The 19,107-nt window shown below is 59.6% G+C and carries 16 protein-coding genes and 1 tRNA gene; 8 read left to right on the forward strand and 9 right to left on the reverse strand.

Annotation, left to right across the window (positions count from 1 at the left end; translation table 11 throughout):
- Positions 1 to 3: 3 nt before the first annotated feature.
- The 4 genes from uvrB to AOP79_RS10300 form a co-directional block, all read right to left on the reverse strand.
- Entirely contained in the window at positions 4 to 2,070 is a 2,067-nt protein-coding gene (gene uvrB, locus AOP79_RS10285) for an excinuclease ABC subunit UvrB (protein WP_062073258.1), read from the reverse strand.
- A gap of 33 nt (positions 2,071 to 2,103) precedes the next feature.
- Positions 2,104 to 2,700: a dephospho-CoA kinase gene (coaE, locus tag AOP79_RS10290; protein WP_062073260.1), complete on the reverse strand. Its 597-nt coding sequence runs from the start codon at positions 2,698 to 2,700 to the stop codon at positions 2,104 to 2,106.
- A gap of 114 nt (positions 2,701 to 2,814) precedes the next feature.
- On the reverse strand, positions 2,815 to 4,299 hold the full coding sequence (gene rpsA, locus AOP79_RS10295) for a 30S ribosomal protein S1 (protein ID WP_062073262.1): 1,485 nt from the start codon (positions 4,297 to 4,299) through the stop codon (positions 2,815 to 2,817).
- Between the two features lie 130 nt (positions 4,300 to 4,429).
- On the reverse strand, positions 4,430 to 4,828 hold the full coding sequence (locus tag AOP79_RS10300) for an FAD synthase family protein (protein ID WP_062073264.1): 399 nt from the start codon (positions 4,826 to 4,828) through the stop codon (positions 4,430 to 4,432).
- A gap of 54 nt (positions 4,829 to 4,882) precedes the next feature.
- On the opposite strand from AOP79_RS10300, the gene AOP79_RS10305 reads away from it, so the two are divergent.
- Positions 4,883 to 6,199: a CDP-glycerol glycerophosphotransferase family protein gene (locus tag AOP79_RS10305; RefSeq protein WP_161794260.1), complete on the forward strand. Its 1,317-nt coding sequence runs from the start codon at positions 4,883 to 4,885 to the stop codon at positions 6,197 to 6,199.
- A gap of 164 nt (positions 6,200 to 6,363) precedes the next feature.
- Here AOP79_RS10305 and AOP79_RS10310 read toward each other — a convergent pair whose 3' ends face one another.
- Entirely contained in the window at positions 6,364 to 7,386 is a 1,023-nt protein-coding gene (locus AOP79_RS10310; protein ID WP_062073269.1) for a 6-phosphofructokinase, read from the reverse strand.
- A 9-nt stretch (positions 7,387 to 7,395) separates the two neighbouring features.
- Entirely contained in the window at positions 7,396 to 10,056 is a 2,661-nt protein-coding gene (polA, locus tag AOP79_RS10315) for a DNA polymerase I (RefSeq protein ID WP_269078450.1), read from the reverse strand.
- Between the two features lie 18 nt (positions 10,057 to 10,074).
- Here polA and AOP79_RS10320 point away from each other — a divergent pair, with 18 nt between their 5' ends.
- From AOP79_RS10320 to AOP79_RS10340, 5 genes are read left to right on the forward strand one after another with little or no spacing between them, the layout of a single operon-like run.
- Positions 10,075 to 10,488, forward strand: coding sequence for a PaaI family thioesterase (locus AOP79_RS10320; protein ID WP_062073272.1), 414 nt, complete (start codon positions 10,075 to 10,077; stop codon positions 10,486 to 10,488).
- Between the two features lie 55 nt (positions 10,489 to 10,543).
- Positions 10,544 to 11,686 carry a branched-chain amino acid ABC transporter permease gene (locus tag AOP79_RS10325; protein WP_062073274.1) on the forward strand — a complete coding sequence of 381 codons (1,143 nt, stop codon included), beginning with the start codon at positions 10,544 to 10,546 and terminating at the stop codon, positions 11,684 to 11,686.
- Between the two features lie 3 nt (positions 11,687 to 11,689).
- On the forward strand, positions 11,690 to 12,664 hold the full coding sequence (locus tag AOP79_RS10330) for a branched-chain amino acid ABC transporter permease (protein WP_062073276.1): 975 nt from the start codon (positions 11,690 to 11,692) through the stop codon (positions 12,662 to 12,664).
- Positions 12,657 to 13,493 carry an ABC transporter ATP-binding protein gene (locus AOP79_RS10335; protein ID WP_062073278.1) on the forward strand — a complete coding sequence of 279 codons (837 nt, stop codon included), beginning with the start codon at positions 12,657 to 12,659 and terminating at the stop codon, positions 13,491 to 13,493. Before AOP79_RS10330 ends, AOP79_RS10335 begins: the two co-directional genes overlap by 8 nt.
- Complete coding sequence (locus AOP79_RS10340) at positions 13,490 to 14,230, forward strand: ABC transporter ATP-binding protein (protein ID WP_062073279.1); 741 nt, start codon at positions 13,490 to 13,492, stop codon at positions 14,228 to 14,230. Before AOP79_RS10335 ends, AOP79_RS10340 begins: the two co-directional genes overlap by 4 nt.
- Before the next feature lie 519 nt (positions 14,231 to 14,749).
- Here AOP79_RS10340 and AOP79_RS10345 read toward each other — a convergent pair.
- Entirely contained in the window at positions 14,750 to 16,024 is a 1,275-nt protein-coding gene (locus tag AOP79_RS10345) for an ABC transporter substrate-binding protein (protein ID WP_062073280.1), read from the reverse strand.
- A 182-nt stretch (positions 16,025 to 16,206) separates the two neighbouring features.
- On the reverse strand, positions 16,207 to 16,893 hold the full coding sequence (locus tag AOP79_RS10350) for an ANTAR domain-containing response regulator (protein ID WP_082093564.1): 687 nt from the start codon (positions 16,891 to 16,893) through the stop codon (positions 16,207 to 16,209).
- Here AOP79_RS10350 and AOP79_RS10355 point away from each other — a divergent pair.
- A tRNA-Leu gene (locus tag AOP79_RS10355) sits at positions 16,866 to 16,939 on the forward strand. The genes AOP79_RS10350 and AOP79_RS10355 overlap by 28 nt on opposite strands.
- Positions 16,940 to 17,010: 71 nt before the next feature.
- A complete protein-coding gene (locus AOP79_RS10360) occupies positions 17,011 to 17,514 on the forward strand; it encodes a methylglyoxal synthase (RefSeq protein WP_062073282.1) in 504 nt (167 codons plus the stop codon).
- A gap of 165 nt (positions 17,515 to 17,679) precedes the next feature.
- Here the strand turns inward: AOP79_RS10360 and pyk are convergent, their stop codons facing one another.
- Positions 17,680 to 19,101 carry a pyruvate kinase gene (gene pyk / locus AOP79_RS10365; protein ID WP_062073284.1) on the reverse strand — a complete coding sequence of 474 codons (1,422 nt, stop codon included), beginning with the start codon at positions 19,099 to 19,101 and terminating at the stop codon, positions 17,680 to 17,682.
- Between the last annotated feature and the right edge of the window lie 6 nt (positions 19,102 to 19,107).

Here is a 19,107-nt window from a genome sequence, read left to right on the forward strand (position 1 = left end):
AGTCTAAGTGCGCTCCCCTGTAGCTCCGAGCATCTGACGCAGTTCCTTCTTCAACTCGCCAATTTCATCCCTTAATCGCGCCGCAAGTTCGAACTGCAGCTCGCTCGCGGCCTGACGCATCTGTGCGCTCAGATCCTCGATGAGTTGCGTCAGTTCCTCCGACGGTCGCTGACCCGCGGCAGCATCCCTGCCGGCCTTCTTAGTGACCTCTGAGGCCTCCGCGAGCGTTGCTGCAGTGTCGGCCTCTTCCCTTGCCAGCATGTCTGTAATGTCACCAATGCGTTTACGCAACGGCGTCGGGTCAATCCCGTTCTCCACGTTGTAAGCGACCTGACGCTCACGGCGACGGTTCGTCTCCTCGATAGCTGACTCCATCGAGTCAGTCACTCGGTCGGCATACATGTGAACCTCACCCGAGACGTTTCGTGCAGCACGCCCGATGGTCTGGATCAGCGATGTGCCGGAGCGCAAGAACCCCTCCTTGTCAGCGTCGAGAATACTCACCAGTGAAACTTCAGGCAGGTCAAGGCCTTCTCTCAGCAGGTTGATTCCCACGAGCACATCAAAGCGCCCAAGTCGCAACTCCCGCAACAGTTCTACCCGGCGCAATGTGTCGACATCAGAGTGAAGGTACTCAACCAAAATGCCCCGATCCGAAAGAAACTCGGTGAGGTCCTCAGCCATCTTTTTTGTCAGCGTGGTGACGAGTGTTCGTTCATCGCGATCGACCCGCACGCGGATCTCCTCAAGCAGATCGTCAATCTGCCCCTCCGTTGGCTTGACGATGATTCTGGGGTCGACCAGACCCGTCGGGCGAATGATCTGTTCGACCACGCCATCGGCTGCGTCCAATTCGTACTTGCCGGGGGTAGCCGAGAGGTAGACGGTTTGCCCCGTGCGATTCAAGAACTCGCCCCATGTCAGTGGCCTGTTGTCGAGAGCTGACGGCAACCGGAAGCCGTGTTCGACCAACGTCCGCTTGCGCGATCGGTCGCCCTCGAACATGGCGCCGATCTGTGGCACAGTCACGTGGGACTCGTCAATCACGAGCAGAAAATCATCGGGGAAATAGTCGATCAGCGTGTGCGGCGGTGTGCCCTCGGCACGCTGTTCGATGTGACGCGAATAGTTTTCAATGCCAGAGCAAATACCGACGGACTGCATCATCTCTAGATCGAACGTCGTACGCATCTTGAGTCGTTGAGCTTCCAAGAGCTTGTTCTGCTTCTCGAGTTCCTCGAGCCGGCCAGCTAGCTCTTCCTCGATGGTGCGAACGGCAGTAGCCATACGATCCTTGCTCGCCACATAATGCGAAGCCGGGAAGATGTGGACATCATTACGCCGCTCCACGACTTGCCCCGTCAGCGGGTGGAGCGTGTAGAGAGCATCAATCTCGTCGCCGAAGAACTCAATGCGAATCGCGAGTTCCTCGTACACAGGGATGATCTCAACGGTGTCGCCTCGTACCCGGAACGTGCCACGCGTGAACGCCAAGTCATTGCGCGCGTACTGCATCTGAACGAACTCTCGCAAGAGAGCATCCCGGTCGACGACATCACCAGTCTGCAAAGCCACCATCCCCTGGATGTACTCCTCAGGAGTTCCCAGACCATAGATGCACGACACAGAAGAAACCACCACGGTGTCACGACGAGTGAGCAACGAGTTGGTGGCGCTGTAACGAAGTCGCTCCACTTCTTCGTTGACCGAGGAGTCCTTCTCGATGAAGGTGTCGGTCTGGGGCACATATGCCTCTGGTTGGTAGTAGTCGTAGTAACTCACAAAGTACTCGACAGCGTTCTCGGGCAAGAGTTCCCGAAACTCGGTAGCCAGTTGGGCCGCGAGAGTCTTGTTGTGCGCCATCACCAACGTGGGGCGTTGCAACCGCTCGATAAGCCACGCAGTCGTTGCTGACTTACCAGTTCCGGTCGCGCCCAGAAGAACGACATCCTGCTCACCAGATTCGATGCGCTGTGCGAGTTGGTCGATAGCACGGGGCTGATCCCCCGAAGGCTGGAACTCTGAAATGACCTTGAAGGGGGCATCGGACCGGCGGATATCGAACGTCATGTTCCTACGGTACGCGCAGGGTCAGACACTGCGTCAGGCCTCAGGCACATGCGTAGCCCAAAACTGGTCGATCTGGCTACTCAATTCCGCTGGGTCACCCGAGCCGTCCAACACCACATCTGCGACTGCAGCGCGCTCCTGGTCGGACGCCTGCGAGGCGATCCGCGCATGCGCATCGTCCCACGACAATCCACGTCCCTTCACGAGACGCTCTACCCGAGTCTCGACGGGGGCAGCGATGGTCACCACCAACGAAAAGTCCCCTCCCTGATCGCTCTCAACCAGGAGCGGAATGTCATGGACCACCACACGCTCACCGGCCGCGCGAGCGCGCTTGTCCGCAGCCTGACCCATCGCAAAGACGTAGGGATGCACAATCCCATTGAGTTTCTGCCGCGCCGCCTCATCCTCAAAGACGAGGGCGCCCAAAGCACCGCGGTCGAGTTCACCGTCGACGACCATACGATCGCCGAACACGCTCACGATATCGACCAGCGCCGCGGAGCCCGGCGCGACAGCGTCCCGCGCGAGTTGATCATGGTCGACTACCAGGGCTCCAAGTTCGCGAAATCGCGCCGAAGCTGTCGACTTGCCCGCAGCGATGCCTCCAGTTAACCCGATACGCAACATGAGGTGAGTGTTCCACTACAGGAAGCACGAGAGCAAACGGCCCATAAAAAAGGAGCCCCGGCCATGTGGCCGGGGCTCCTCCATCACGCCTCGCGAGGCGCTATATCCTGCGAACTAGTTGCCCGTCAGCTTCTCGCGCAGAGCAGCGAGACGCTCGTCCGATGCCAGCGTGCCGGCGTCGGCGGACTCTTCCTGAGCGGACGAGTATGAGGCGCCCTCGCCCTTGCCAGCGCGACGACGCGGTGCAGCTGCCTCGGTGGTCTCGGCCTCAGCAGCCTGCTCCTCCTGCTTTGCAACGAAGCTCTTGTGGGCTTCCCAGCGCTCGTGCGCCTTGGCGTAGTCGGCTTCCCAAGCTTCGCGCTGCTCGTCAAAGCCATCGCGCCATTCCTGGGTCTCGGGGTCGAAGCCCTCGGGGTACTTGTAGTTGCCCTGCTCGTCGTACTCAGCAGTCATGCCGTACAGCGCGGGATCGAAGTCCTCACCTGCGGGGTCGACACCCTCGTTGGCCTGCTTGATCGACAGCGAGATGCGGCGACGCTCGAGGTCGATGTCGATGATCTTGACGAAGACCTCTTCATCAGCCGACACGACCTGCTCGGGCAGCTCGACGTGACGCACGGCCAGCTCGGAAATGTGCACCAGACCTTCGATGCCGTCGTAGACGCGCACGAACGCACCGAACGGTACGAGCTTGGTGACCTTTCCAGGAACAATCTGACCGATCGCGTGGGTACGTGCGTAGACGGCCCATGGGTCTTCCTGAGTGGCCTTGAGCGACAGCGACACACGCTCGCGGTCCATGTCGATGTCGAGAACCTCGACCTCGACTTCCTGACCCACTGACACAACCTCGTTGGGGTGGTCGATGTGCTTCCAGGAAAGCTCGGAAACGTGAACCAGACCGTCGACGCCACCCAGGTCCACGAAGGCACCGAAGTTGACGATCGACGAGACGGTGCCCTTGCGGACCTGTCCAGGCTGGAGTGCGGTGAGGAAGGTCGAACGGACCTCCGACTGAGTCTGCTCAAGGAATGCACGACGCGACAGAACAACGTTGTTGCGGTTCTTATCGAGTTCGATGATCTTGGCCTCGATCTGCTGACCGATGTAGGGCGCGAGATCGCGCACACGGCGCATCTCCACCAGCGACGCGGGCAGGAACCCACGCAGGCCGATGTCCACGATCAGACCACCCTTGACGACCTCGATCACGGAACCGGTGACAACACCGTCTTCTTCCTTGATCTTCTCGATCGAGCCCCATGCGCGTTCGTACTGTGCGCGCTTCTTGGACAGGATCAGACGGCCTTCCTTGTCCTCCTTCTGGAGAACGAGGGCCTCGATGGTGTCGCCAACTTCTACGACCTCATCGGGGTTCGCGTCGTGACGGATCGACAACTCGCGCGAAGGGATAACGCCTTCGGTCTTGTAGCCGATGTCGAGGAGAACCTCGTCACGGTCGACCTTGACGATGGTGCCCTCAACGAGGTCGCCGTCGTCAAAGTTCTTGATAGTCGCGTCGACGGCTGCGAGGAAATCCTCAGCGGAGCCGATGTCGTTGACAGCGATAGGGGTGGACTCGGGGGTGGATACGGACATTAAGGAGTGACTCCGATGGACAGTGGATGTATGAATGGAAAATTTCGTTCTGGCCCTATACGCCTAGGCGCACGTGACCAACGATCATTCTAACCCCTACCACCGACTATGCACAACGTGACGCGCTGGATTAGTCGAGACGTTCTTTGATGCTCTGAATGATGTCCGTGGTGGAGACCTCGGGAGTCCTCGGGAGGTAGACAACCTCGCATTGGTCGCTGTAGTGATCAAACTTTCCGGCCCAGTCGTCTCCCATGACCAACACATCGGCCCGAAACTTCTTGATGTACTCGCCCTTCAACTCCAGCGACTCCTCGACAAATACGTCATCAACGCATGCGAGATTCTTGACGATCGCGAGCCGATGCTCCTCGCGGTAAACCGGGTAGCGCCCCTTCTTCGACATGTTCAGCTCGTCAGAAGAGACACCAACCGTGAGGTGATCCCCGAGGTTCGCCGCTCGTAGCAGCACGTTGACGTGCCCCACGTGAAAGACGTCAAAGGTACCAAAAGTCAAAACTCGGGTCATGCATATAGGCTACGGGACTCCCGTCGGAACGTCGCCCGCCTACACTTGGGATACGTGAACCCCATTGTGAAGTCCTTACGTCGGACCAAAGCGAAGACAGCCCGGCTGGTCCGCGCCGCGCAAGATCGCATTCTTGGGCCGCAATTCCTCAAGCAGCCACTGCAGGAGGACACCATTGTGTATACCTGCGTGTGGCACCGATCGCCTCGCGGAAATCCCCTCGCGATTTACCGCAAGCAACAGGAACTGGCTCCGCATATGCGGGCCGTATGGATTGTTCGCAAGCAAGACCTCGCAGACCTGCCGCCGGAGATTGAGTACGTGACGCCCCGTACGATCGCGTACCTGCGCCTTATCGCGACGGCCAAGTATTTTGTCGACGATGCGAACCCTCACTGGAGTGTGCCGCAACGCGATGGTCAAATCTATGTTGAGACACACCATGGCACCGCGTTGAAGTACATGGGGGCGGACCGGCACTATTCGGGCAAGCGGCCTAGCGACAGCACGATCGTTACGATGCACCGCCGCGCGCAGCGCTGGACCTACAGCCTCACCACAAGCCCGTTCCTCACTGAGGTGTGGCGGCGTGCTTACAACAACGGATGTGCACAGTTGCCGACGGGGTCTCCGCGCAACGATCGCCTTGTCAACGCGACCGATGAGCAGCGGGCGGCCGCCCGCGCACGCCTGGGGCTGCACGACGATGAGAACGCACTGCTGTACATGCCTACGTGGCGGGTACGCAGAGGGGCGAAGGAAGCAGACTTCGACGTGACGGCATTTGCCGAACGTTTGCCGGCCAAGACACGGCTGTTGATCCGCGACCACTACTACCATGACAAGACCTCGCGAAACATGGTTCCCGACACGGTCATCGACGTCTCTCGAGGATGGGAAGTCGAGGATCTCTACCTCGCCTCCGATGCCTTGATCACCGACTACTCCTCAGCGATGTTCGACTACGCGTTGGTCGACAAGCCGATGCTGTTGTTCTGCTTCGACTGGGATCGGTATCGCTTCGAGCGGGGTACCTACTTCGACATTACGGTCGACGCCCCAGGCGAGGTGACGTTCTATGCGGCGGCGCTCCTCGATGCAGTCCGGACGGGCTCTTACCTCGCCCCTCACTATGCCGAGCAGCGTGACAGCTTCCGCCGGCGCTTCTGCACCTATGAACGCGGCAACGCAGCAGAGCTGGTGGTGCGCAAGGTGTTTCTCGGTGAAGACGTCGTTACTGAGGAGCCGCCGAGCGATGGAAGTATTCCAGCAAGCGTTCGCGGCTGGACACCTCACCCTCACGTTTCACACCCGGAGGATCCGGCACTTGAACCTCGGCTTCCTCCCGCACCCCCGACGTTGCTGCACTAGCTGCGTTGCAGGGCTAGTGGAGTTGCTGGCCTAGCTGAGTGCCTGCGTGAGGCGAGGCGCTACGGCAAAGAGTCTCGCATCACGAGGTGCAGCCCACAGAAAGGCGCTTGGCGATCCGACAGTACGTTGGATCGCCAAGCGCCTTCTGTAGGAGCTGACGTCGGTTACAGGCCCCGAGCGGCTTCGAGCATCTCTTCAGGTACCCACTTGGTCTTGCCTGACATCGTGGAGAAAGGTTCCAAAACGATGTGCTCTCCCTGGAGTGCGGTGAACTTGTCGGTCTCCCCTGCCACCATGGCGTCAATGGCAGCGACACCCATCCGGGTGCCGAGCAAGCGGTCTGCTGCCGTCGGAACTCCACCCCGCTGGGTGTAGCCAAGGACGGTCAGGCGAGTCGCGAAACCGGTGGCATCTTCGATTGCGTGCGTGACTTGAGCACCGATAGACCCGGCAATGGGGTTACCGCGCGCATTGATCGTCGATTCTCCATCCCAATCGGAGCCCTCCGCAGGGACCGCGCCTTCAGCGACGGCAACGATCGAGAAATTCTTGTAGCGGTGACGGTGCTTGATGCGCTTGGCAATCTTGTTGATGTCGAAGGGCTCCTCCGGTGCCAAAATGATGTCTGCGCCGCCGGCCACACCTGCGGTCACTGCGATCCAACCACTGTGACGGCCCATCAGTTCAACCACCATCACACGGTTGTGAGACTCCGCGGTGGAGTGCAGGCGGTCGATCGCTTCCGTCGCAACGGTCACTGCCGTGTCGAAGCCAATCGCCGCATCGGTTCCGACTACATCGTTGTCGATGGTCTTGGGAATACCGATCACCGGAACGTTGAGAGCCTTGGAGACCTTGCCAGCCGCCTTGAGGGTTCCGTCGCCACCGATGCAGATGAAGCCATCCAACTTCTCATGGTCGAAGGTATCCTTCACGGCTTCCATGCCACCCTCGACCTTGTGTGGGTGGCAGCGAGCTGTACCCAGCATCGTTCCACCATGGACGAGAATCCCACTCACGTCATCCCGCGTCAGCGGAACCGCGTCACCATCAATCACGCCCTGCCAACCGTTGCGAAAGCCAACGATTGAGCAGCCATGTTCGGCCGCGCCGCGCTTCACTACGGCGCGGATCGCCGCGTTCAGTCCGGGGCAGTCTCCGCCACCTGTCAAAATTCCAATACGCATGTGATCACCCTAGTGTCCGGCGGAACGCCAGTCCGTTCCCTCGCCGACGTTCACGTCGAGAGGGACTGACAATGCGCCCGCTCCGTGCATCTGGTCTCGTAGAATCCGCTCGATCTGCTCACGCTCACCGTGGGCGACCTCTACGACAAGTTCATCATGGACCTGAAGTACCTGCTTGGACCGCAGACTTTGGTCCCGAATCTCCTGATCGACGCCGAGCATGGCCTTCTTGATAAGGTCCGCGGCACTGCCCTGAATCGGTGCGTTCAGCGCTGCTCGCTCAGCAATGTCGCGCCGCTGCTTGTTTGTCGATGTCAGGTCTGGGAAGTACCTCCGGCGCCCCATGATGGTCTCGGTATAGCCCACCTCACGCGCCTGAACCACGACCTCTTTCAGGTAATCGCGGACGCCTCCGAAGCGATCAAAGTAGTCATCCATGAGCCGCTGAGCCTCTCCGACCGGCACCGCCAGTTGCCGTGCGAGACCGAATGCGGACAGACCATACGCAAGCCCGTAGCTCATCGCTTTCACCTTGGAACGCATCTCAGGCGTGACGTCCTCTGGCTCGACCCCGAACACACGTGCTCCGACGAACCGATGCAGGTCCTCACCATTGCGGAACGCCTCGATCAAGCCTTCGTCACCGCTGAGGTGAGCCATGATCCGCATCTCGATCTGTGAATAGTCAGCAGTCAACAGCGTGTCGTAGTCCTTGCCCACCACGAAGGCCGAGCGAATCCGATGCCCCTCCTCCGTGCGGATCGGAATGTTCTGCAGATTAGGGTCACGCGAGCTCAAGCGACCCGTGGACGCCACGACCTGACTGAAGGTCGTATGGATGCGTCCGTCGGAACGCACGGCCTGCATGAGCGTCTCAATGATCTGAGCGAGTTTGGTGGCATCCCTGTACACCAGGAGTGCTTCAAGGAACGGATGTGGGTTCTTGGTCTGCAAGTCCGCAAGCGATGCGGCATCCGTCGAGTAGCCCGTTTTGATCTTCTTGGTCTTCGGCATTTCCAGTACGTCGAACAGCACATGCTGGAGTTGTTTCGGGGAACCCAGATTGACAGTCTCCCCGCCGACCGCTTCGTAAGCCTGTGCCGCTGCCGCGTCAGCACGAGAACGGGCAGCTTCAGCGAGCTCGCTCATCTGCTCGAGGTCCACGGCAAGTCCCGCGTGCTCCATCCGCGCCAGAACCATCACGAGGGGAACCTCAAGCTCACGGTAGACCTCGGCCATTCCGCGTTCGGCTACCTCGCTCATCAGGAACGCGTCCAGAGAGGACACCTTTGCCGCGGTCTCACCGACGCGTTGAGCGGCTGAAGTCCCGAGGCCTAAGTCGAGTTCTCCCCCAGCATCGCCGGCAACGGCGGAGACACCCAAATAGCGTTGGAGGACCGAGTCAAGATCGAAACTGCGCTGATCGGCATGCACCAAGAACGCTGCGATCTGGGTATCTCCCACCACACCCGCGAGATCGATGCCCCGCGCTTTAAGCGCATGCCATGCGTCCTTAGACGCATGAGCCGTCTTAGTGACATCGGCGTCCTCAAGCCACGCGCGCAGCAGCGCCTCCTCGTCCGCACTCAGGTCGCGGAAGTCCACACCCCAGGCTTGACCATCACGTGCTACACCAAGGGCCCAAGCATCGGCATCTTCACCCGTCTGACCGTCAACGTGCACCGCCACGTGCCCGGTCAAACTTACGATCTCGGCAACCGCGCGTTCCACCGTGACAGCGACCTCAACTTCGGTTGGACCTACCGCTGACTCACCATCACCGTCCTGCACGAGGGGCAGCAAACGATCACGCAAAGTGCGGAACTGCAAGGCGTCGCACACCTCATGGATCGCAGCAGCGTCAGCGCCCTGGTACTCAAGTTCAGTGAGCGGCACCTCAACGTCGAGATCGGTGAGCAAGTGGTTGAGACGCCGGTTCGTGCGCACGTTGTCGATGTGATCCCGCAAGCTCTGGCCGGCCTTGCCAGGTATCTGATCTGCCTGTTCCAGAATCTGGTCCAAATCGCCATAGTTGCCAATCCACTTGGCGGCAGTCTTGGGGCCCACTCCAGGGACCCCGGGCAAGTTGTCGCTCGTCTCTCCCACGAGTGCAGCAAGCTCCGGGTACTGGTGGGGAGGCACGGCGTACTTCTCGACCACAGCTTCCGGCGTGTAGCGCACCAGGTCCGACACGCCCTTGCGCGGGTAGAGCAACGTGACGTCCTCTGTCACGAGTTGAATCGTGTCACGGTCGCCCGAAACGACCAGCACGCGCATGCCGGCTTCGCGCCCGAGCCGTGCATAAGTGGCCAGCAAGTCATCCGCTTCGTAGCGTTCCTTGTCGACCGCTTGGATCCGCAATGCTCCAAGCATTTCGCGAATCAGCGGTACTTGTGGTTCAAAATCCGGAGGCGTCTCATCGCGCGTTCCCTTGTAGGACGGAAGTTCCTCAGTTCGGAACGTTCCACCCGGGAGATCAAACGCGACTGCCACGTGCGTCGGCTGATTTTCCTTCATCAAGGTCGCCAACATGGTGGTGAATCCATAGACAGCGTTAGTGGGGACGCCCGTCGAAGTCGCGAAGTTTTCTACAGGAAGGCCAAAAAAGGCACGAAACGCCATCGACAATCCGTCGATCAGTAAGAGTGTTGGTCTGCTGTTGTCGCTCACTGTGACAACCTATCTCTTATGACCGACAACGACGCGGCCACGTCACCGTCCAGTGGCGCGCCCACTTTGATGGACCTGCTGGGAATCTTCATCGACGAAGCCTCCGCGCAGCGTGTGACAGGAACCATGCCCGTCGGAGGGAACACACAGCCCTACGGTTTGCTTCACGGCGGGGCGACTGCGGCCCTCGCCGAAACACTCGCGTCAATCGGCGCGATGCACCATGCAGGACCTGAGTCCATCGCCGTTGGCGTGGACCTCAACATCACGCACCATCGATCCGTTGCTGAGGGTTCGGTGCGTGGAACCGCACAGCCGCTCCATTTGGGGCGCACGACGGCCACTTACCAGGTGACCGTAGAGGACGACCACGGGCACACAGTCGCATCGGCGCGGCTCACGTGCGCTATTCGACCCCGGCGTGCTACATGACGGAAACATCCGTGCCTTAGGTTGTGCGACAAGACAAAACACCCTGGGAGGGGCTTTGACGAACATCATCGACCGACGCGTTCTGATGCGCGCGTTGATCGTCCTCGTTGTCGCAGCTGCTGCCTCAATTGCGTTTGGCGCGTGGGGTTCCCCCGCAGTCGCCAGCACAGTAGACACTGCCGTCGCTCACGCGTCAGCAGTGTCAAGTGAGACAGTGGCTACGGCACCGCAGGTCGACACCATCACCCAAACAGCAGTGGAACCTGATGAGGAAATCGGGACCAACCGCTACGTGCAGCAGTTCATCAACGGCATCGTTTTTGGACTACTCCTCGCACTCGCGTCAGTAGGTCTTTCACTCATCTACGGCACGACAGGGCTCAGTAACTTTGCTCACGGAGAACAAGTCTCCCTCGGCGCAATGCTGACGTTCTTCTTCGCGACGCAACAGCCGGTGTCACTTCCATTCGTACCCGTCGAGTTCACCATCGGGTGGCCACTGATACCTTCTGCGCTCGCCGCAATTGCCCTCGCCGCAGGCACGGGTTGGCTCCAGGACAAGTTCCTTTGGTCACCATTGCGTCGCCGCAAGGTATCGATTGTGCAACAGATGATTGTCTCCATCGGCCTCTCCCTGGCGATGCTGAACTTCATCCAATGGTGGTTCGGAGCAGAACGCCGCCGAATCTCTACATCGATCGATACGCGTATCGATATGGGTGTCTTCACCATCGGCCAAACGACCCTGTGGTCCGTCGCTATCGCCATCATCTGCCTTGCGGCGGTCGCCTACTTCCTGCTGCGCACCCGTACCGGACGTGCGACCCGTGCGGTCTCAGACAACCCCGCACTGGCATCGGCCTCCGGCATCCGTGTCGAGAAGGTCGTGCGCCTCGTGTGGATCATGGCCACAGGCCTCGCAGCTGTTGGCGGAATCCTTCTCGCGCTCTACGACAACGCCGCAGCATTCGACGTAGGGGCGCGACTCCTCTTGCTGATGTTCGCCGCAGTGACCCTCGGAGGTCTGGGCCAGGCATTCGGTGCACTGGTGGGTTCCCTGGTCATTGGAGTCGCAGTCGAAATGTCGACACTCTGGCTCGGAACCGACCTCAAATACGCCGTCGCACTCGGCATCCTGATTCTCGTGCTGCTGGTGAGACCACAAGGAATCCTTGGACGAGCGGAAAGGGTGGGCTAGATCATGGACATCGTTCTTGACGCTCTCGGCACAATGATGGCCCCAGCAACCGCGGCATTCGCGCTTGCAGCTATCGGCCTCAATTTCCACTTCGGACTCACCGGACTACTGAACATGGGCCACGCCGGCTTCATGCTCCTCGGCATGTACGGCTACGGAATCTCGACACAGCACGGTGCACCCATCTGGATGGCGCTCATTATCGCCATCATTGCGGCGACCATCTTTGGTCTCCTGCTGGGATGGCCAACATTGAAGTTGCGTGGCGACTACCTGGCCATCGCGACCATTTCGGCCGCCGAACTCGTGCGCTACCTCGGACGCTCCAACACCCTTCAAGGGCTTACCGGAGGGTCAACAGGTATTCGCGGAAACGACTTCAAGTTCACCTTCGAAGAACTCAGCCCACTCCCAGACGAGAACATTACGATCCTCTTCTGGACCAACCACGGCACCAAGTCGTCAAGTTGGTGGCTCATGATCGTCGCGTGGGTCTTCGTAGCGCTCTTCGCACTCCTGTTCTGGCAACTCGCACGTAGCCCATGGGGACGTGTCCTCAAGGGAATTCGTGAAGACGAGGACGCCGTCCGGTCACTCGGAAAGAACGTGTACTCCTACAAGATGCAAGCACTGGTCTTGGGTGGCGTCATTGGTGCCCTAGGAGGCGTCATATGGGCCCTAGGAGCGTCCGTTCAGCCAGACTCGATGGGACGTCCCACGACATTCTGGCTCTGGACGATCCTGCTCCTAGGAGGCGCAGCCACAGTCTTCGGTCCAATTCTGGGCTCGATGATTTTCTGGATGTCGCTCGTCATCATCAAGGGGCTTGCCTCAGCATTCATCCCCTCATCCGTGCTCTCCCCCGTCGAGATCGAGCCTTTCTCGCTCGTTCTCGTAGGAATCGCATTGATGTGCCTGGTGATCTTCCGACCACAAGGAATCCTCGGAAACAAGAGGGAGTTGGCTTTCAATGACTGACGTATTCGCAGACGTCGCGCACGAGCCTGGCGCAAAGAAGCCCGACCCGATCGTGATCGCTGATCACGTCCACCGGCACTTTGGTGGCCTCACCGCGGTCGATGTCGAGCACTTCGAAGTCCAGCGCCACGCCATCACTGCATTGATTGGCCCCAACGGAGCGGGCAAATCGACATTCTTCAATCTCCTCACCGGCTTCGACAAGCCGCAGACTGGCGAATGGCAGTTCAACGGGCACTCACTTGTGGGAACCTCCCCAGCCAAGATCGCTCGGGCAGGCAAGGTGAGGACCTTTCAGCTCACCAAGGCACTCAACCGCATGACAGTGATTGAGAACATGCGGCTCGGCGCGGCGGAACAACGCGGAGAGAATTTCTTCAACGCGCTCGTTCCTGGCCTGTGGCGGAGCCGCGAGCAGGAGATCACCAAGAAGGCTGAGTCGCTTCTCAAAAGGTTCAAGCTGTACGAGAAGCGTGACGACTATGCGGGGTCCCTCTCCGGTGGGCAGCGCAAGTTGCTCGAAATGGCCCGTGCACTCATGTCCGATCCAGAAATGATCATGCTCGACGAGCCGATGGCCGGTGTCAACCCTGCGCTGACAGAGTCTCTCCTCGACCACATCGTGGAATTGCGAGATGAAGGCAAGACCATCCTGTTCGTCGAACACGACATGCATATGGTCCGGCGGATCTCCGATTGGGTAGTCGTGATGGCTGAAGGCTCCATCATTGCCGAAGGCCCACCCAACACGGTGATGTCCAACACCGCGGTACAAGATGCGTACCTTGGTGCTCACCACGACACCGACCTTTCGGAGGACGCGTCATGAGCGAAGCATCCGTGGAAACTCCAGTCATCGTCAACGCTGATGACCTCTATGCCGGGTATCTGCCCGGTATCGACATCCTGAATGGGTGCTCGATGGAGGTCCGCGAGGGTGAACTCATCGGCATCATCGGGCCTAATGGTGCGGGAAAATCAACCTTCCTGAAATCGCTGTTTGGCTTGGTGCCCATTCGCTCAGGTTCGGTCACGTTGGGTGAGGACGACATCACGAATCTGCGTGCCGACGAACTGGTCAAGCGGGGCATCGGCTTTGTCCCTCAGTCCAACAACGTGTTCCCGTCACTGACGGTCAAAGAGAACCTTGAAATGGGAACGTATCAGCGTCCCAAGTCATTCAAGGAGCAGTACGAGCGGATTGGTGAGCTCTTCCCCAAACTGGTGGAACGCAAAGACCAACGTGCGGGGTCTCTCTCTGGTGGAGAACGCCAGATGGTGGCCATGGCTCGTGCGCTGATGATGGATCCTCAGGTGCTGTTGCTTGACGAGCCATCAGCGGGGCTCTCCCCTGACCGGCAGGATGAGACATTTGTCCGCACACGCGACATCAACAAGACGGGTGTCACCGTGATCATGGTCGAGCAGAACGCGCGGCGTTGCCTGCAAATCTGTGACCGCGGTTACGTCCTGGATCAGGGCACGACTGCCTACACGGCGACTGGACAGGAACTGCTCAAGGACCCCAAGGTTATCGAGTTGTACCTAGGAACCCTAGGAGCATGACGCACTCCTAACCTCGACGAAGGGGCCTCCGCCACACTTGGCGGGGGCCCTTTTCGCATGCCCAGACGTCCATCGCGAGATAACACCCCTCACTCCGCACACGGCACCCGGCGCGCGGCGCGCGGCGCGCGGCGCGCGGCGCGCGGCGCGCGCCACTCTGCTCTGCTCTGCTCTGCTCTGCTCTGCTCTGCACCACCGCAACCCACACTACGAACCAGTTGAGGAAGCGACACGCGGCGCAGCGCTGCATCGCGCCTCTCCCGCGCGGCGTGTCAACGCCACCTTTGGTTCGTAGTGCTCGGGGGCGTGCTTAGCGGTACCCGCCAGCCTCGTGCTTCAACGCTCCCCGTGGATACCCGGGAATCAACATCTGCCATGTCCTGAGCAGCTCTACGTGGTTTCTCTTTTGGAAGGCACCACCCAGCATTCACTACGGCGAGTACGAGCCGATGCTGGCGTGAGAGACACAAAGAGGCCCCCGGCATGAGCCGGGGGCCTCTTTGGTGAATTCAGAGGTGCTTAGGAGGTGGGAACCTCACCGAACACTTCGGAGTCCCAGTGCTGCACGTTGTTCTCGTCGTAGACGTAGACACCAACGTATGCGGCGGAGGGATCATTGTTCTCATTGAAGGGTCCAACGCCAGACACGGGCTGGTAGTTGATCTCTTCACCGTCCTCGAGGAGCGTTGCACACTCTTCGAAGCCAGTGCACTCGGTACCGCCGTCAGCGCCAGAGACCGCGGCCATCGAGGACTGAATCGACGGGCCATCAGTGCCACCAGCGTGGACCGCTGCCAGAGCAATCAGGATCGTGGCGTCATAGGACTCCGGACCGTAGGCGAACGAGTCGAGCTCGCTGTCAGCAACACTGTTCAAGCGCTCCTTGAAGTCATCAGCGGCATCCGCACCAGGAATCGTGCCCTTGGCACCCTCGAGGGTGCCGGGGTCGAAGGACTCCGAGTAGTCAGCGGTGTTACCGTCCGTCAGGTACAGCGACGAGGGGTCGAGACCCGCACCGATGAGTTCAGGAATGATCTGCTTGGTCTGGTCGAACGCGATCAGCACGACTGCGTCGGGATCCGTTGCCATGACAGCCTCGACCTCAGCAGTGAAGTTGGTCACTGCGGGGTCAAACTCTTCACCGGAGACACCGTAGGTAATCGTACCGCCGGCCTCTTCGATGGTGGGCTGAATGACGTCACGTAGGCCGGTGCCGTAGTCCTCGTTGAAGACCAAGATTCCGACATTCTCGTGACCGTCATCCAAGATCAGGTTGGCCAAGGCGTTTCCCTGAACCGAGTCCGGCGGTGCCGTCCGGAAGAAGAACTCTGAGTAGCCCGAGAGCGCAGTCGCCGTGTTTGCAGGCGAAACCTGCACCACGTCCGACGCCACAACGTCGTCAATGAAGTTCAGCGTGACAGCCGAAGAAGCTGCACCAATGATCGCCGAGACTCCGTCAGCAATCAGAGTTGACGCGGTCTGGGGCGCAATGTTGGCCTGCTGAGTGTCCGACGAGTCTCCATGCTCGACCTCGACGGGGTTGCCCAGCACACCGCCAGCGTCGTTGATCTCCTGAATTGCGAGATCGACACCAGCTACCTCGGGCGGGCCGAGGAAGGAAAGTGAGCCGGTCAGGGGAAGAACTGTTCCGATCTTCAGCGCATCTGTAGAGCCGCCTTCTGAGCCACCGGATGACGAGTCATCGGTGTCGCCGTCTGTCGAGCAGGCGGCAAGGGCGAGCGAAGCGGCGGCGATAACTGCGCCTCCGCGTGCGATGGTGTTCCATCGTGCCATTGTGTGTTCCCTCCACACCAACGAAGAGAATGCCTTCGTTGGCCCACCGCCCCAAGGACCATCCTTGGGTGCGATATGTTCACGCTATCGAAGTTGTGTGTCGTGTAGGTCACTTGGTTATCACGATTCTGTGACCTATCCGACGTCGATACGCGGGGAAAACTACTGCACGCTGATCGCTGCTATTTGCCTGACATCTGGTCGATAACTGCCTCTGCTACTTCCTTCATGGTGAGGCGACGATCCATCGACGTCTTCTGAATCCAGCGGAATGACTCCGGCTCGTTGAGCTTCATCTTCTCCATGAGGAGACCCTTGGCACGCTCGACCTTCTTGCGAGTGTCCATACGCTCATTGATGTCAGCGATCTCTGACTCAAGCGCGCGGATCTCGGTGAAGCGCGATGCCGCGATCTCGACCGCCGGCAACAGGTCTGCCGGAGTGAAGGGCTTAACCACGTACGCCATCGCGCCAGCGTCGCGCGCGCGCTCGACCAGTTCAGTCTGAGAGAAGGCTGTCAATAGCACGACGGGCGCGAGTCGCTCCGAGGCGATGTGTTCAGCTGCGGTGATGCCATCCATCACCGGCATCTTGATGTCCATCACCACTACATCTGGCTTGTGTTCTCGGGCAAGGGCTACGCCCTCTTCGCCGTTGGCTCCTTCACCAACGACGTCGTAGCCACCCTCACGGAGAGTTTCTACGATGTCCATTCGAATAAGCGCCTCATCTTCTGCCACAATGGCACGGCGCTTCTTCGTTGCAGGAGATGCCTCGACGGCTTCAATGGGCTCTGATGTGTCATGCGAGTTCGTCACAGGCGCTAGCCTAGTCTCCGAAGGCCCCGATAGCCCAACTGGCAGAGGCATACGGCTCAAACCCGTACCAGTGTGGGTTCGAATCCCACTCGGGGCACGTCGCCTGGAGTGGCGGCACAGAAATGTGCCGCCACTCCACACAGGTTCACCAATGAAGGGGCCCTTCTCATGAGACACTCAGAGTCCGCGCCACACCCATCTGACGTTGATTTCGCAGCACAGTCGATCCCTAGTGCAAAGCACGTCGCGCTCGTTGCTCATGACAACAAGAAGGCCGAGCTGCTCAAGTGGGCAAAGTTCAATCAAGGGTCACTGTCTCGCCACCACCTGTACGCCACGGGTACGACGGGGACAATGCTGGAAGAAGCACTTGATCTCCCGGTCACAAGGTTCCTGTCCGGCCCTATCGGTGGAGACCAGCAAATCGGTGCACGTATCGCCGAGGGCGGGATCGACCTCTTGGTGTTCTTCTGGGACCCTCTCGAGGCCCAGCCTCATGATCCTGACGTCAAGGCGCTGTTGCGCCTCGGTTGTGTCTGGAACATCCCTATGGCGTCGAATGTCGCCACTGCTGACTTCTTGATCTCCTCTCCCCTGTTTCGGGGTACCTACAAGAGGACATTGCCTTCGCAGGCTCCGCGCGACTGGACCGCTCTAGCCGACACCAAGTAGCCAGGGCGCTGTATTCCCCGTCCTTGACGCTGCCTAGTGGCCGTTAAGCACCATTCTGCGCACTTCTGCACACTTGTGCCCTGCCGCACGTTTTGTGGGCGGTATCACGCACGACAGAGGCCCCCACACCTCACGGTGTGGGGGCCTCTGTCGTAGGCAGGCGACTTAGTCGCGCACCTGTCCAACCTTGTGGACGAAGATCGAGTTCGTAGTTCCGGGGATTCCCACCGGAGTACCCGAGACCACAACCACGTAATCACCATCAACAGCCTTACCCTCACGCTTGAGGTAGCTGTCGACCAAGTTCACCATCTCATCGGTGCTTTCCACACGGTCAACAAGCTCAGCGCTGACACCCCAACTCAGTGCGAGGCGCTTCTGCGTCTTGGGGTCTGGTGTGAAAGCAAGCATCGGGACGCTTGGACGCAAGCGAGCCATGCGCACCGCAGAGTCACCGGACTGCGTGAACGTCACGATGTACTTGATGTCCAGGGCATCCGCGATCTCCGCGGCAGCGTGCGTGACGGCACCGCCACGAGTCTTCGGGGTAGTCAGGAAGGGCGCAATGCGGCTGTAGCCCTTCTCCTCAGTGTTCTTGGCAATGCGTGCCATGGTCTGCACGGTCACGATGGGGAACTCACCCACGGACGTCTCACCCGACAGCATCACTGCATCGGTACCGTCGAGCACGGCGTTCGCCACGTCGGAGGTCTCGGCGCGGGTTGGCACTGGAGCGTAGGTCATCGACTCAAGCACCTGCGTTGCGACAATCACAGGCTTAGCGTTGGCACGGCAAAGTTCAATGGCACGCTTCTGCACCAGCGGGACCTCTTCGAGAGGCAGCTCCACGCCCAAGTCACCGCGAGCAACCATGATTCCGTCGAACGCGTCAACAATCTCTTCCAAGTTGTCTACAGCCTGAGGCTTCTCGACCTTGGCGATGACAGGAACAGTGATGCCTTCCTCAGCCATGATGCGAGCGACATCGTCATAGTCGGCGCCGGAACGGACAAACGAAAGCGCGATGAAATCAGCGCCTACGTTGAGGCCCCAACGCAGGTCGTCCTGGTCCTTTTCCGACAGCGCCGGAACCGACACTGCAACGCCAGGAAGGTTGATGCCCTTGTTGTTCGACACGGCACCGGGAACAACCACCTTCGTGACAACGTCGGTGTCGGAAACCTCGGTGACTTCGAGACGTACCTTGCCATCGTCAATCAGCAGAATGTCACCGGGCGAGCAGTCTGCGGGCAAACCCTTGAACGTGGTGCCGCAGATGTCCTTAGTGCCTTCAATGTCACGGGTCGTGATGGTGAAGACGTCATCAATCGCCAACTCGTGAGGGCCATCAGCGAACTTCTCAAGACGAATCTTGGGACCCTGAAGGTCGACCAACACGGCAACATTGCGGCCAGACTCCTCAGCCGCCTGGCGCACGTTGTTGTAGACAGCCAGGTGCTCTTCGGTGCTGCCATGCGAGCGGTTGATGCGGGCAACGTCCATGCCTGCGTTCACCAGCTCCCGCATGCGCTCGATGGGGGCCGTGGCTGGGCCAATGGTGCAGACAATCTTTGCTTTACGCGACATCACGTT

The organism is Demequina sediminicola (assembly GCF_000975055.1).
GTDB lineage: Bacteria > Actinomycetota > Actinomycetes > Actinomycetales > Demequinaceae > Demequina > Demequina sediminicola.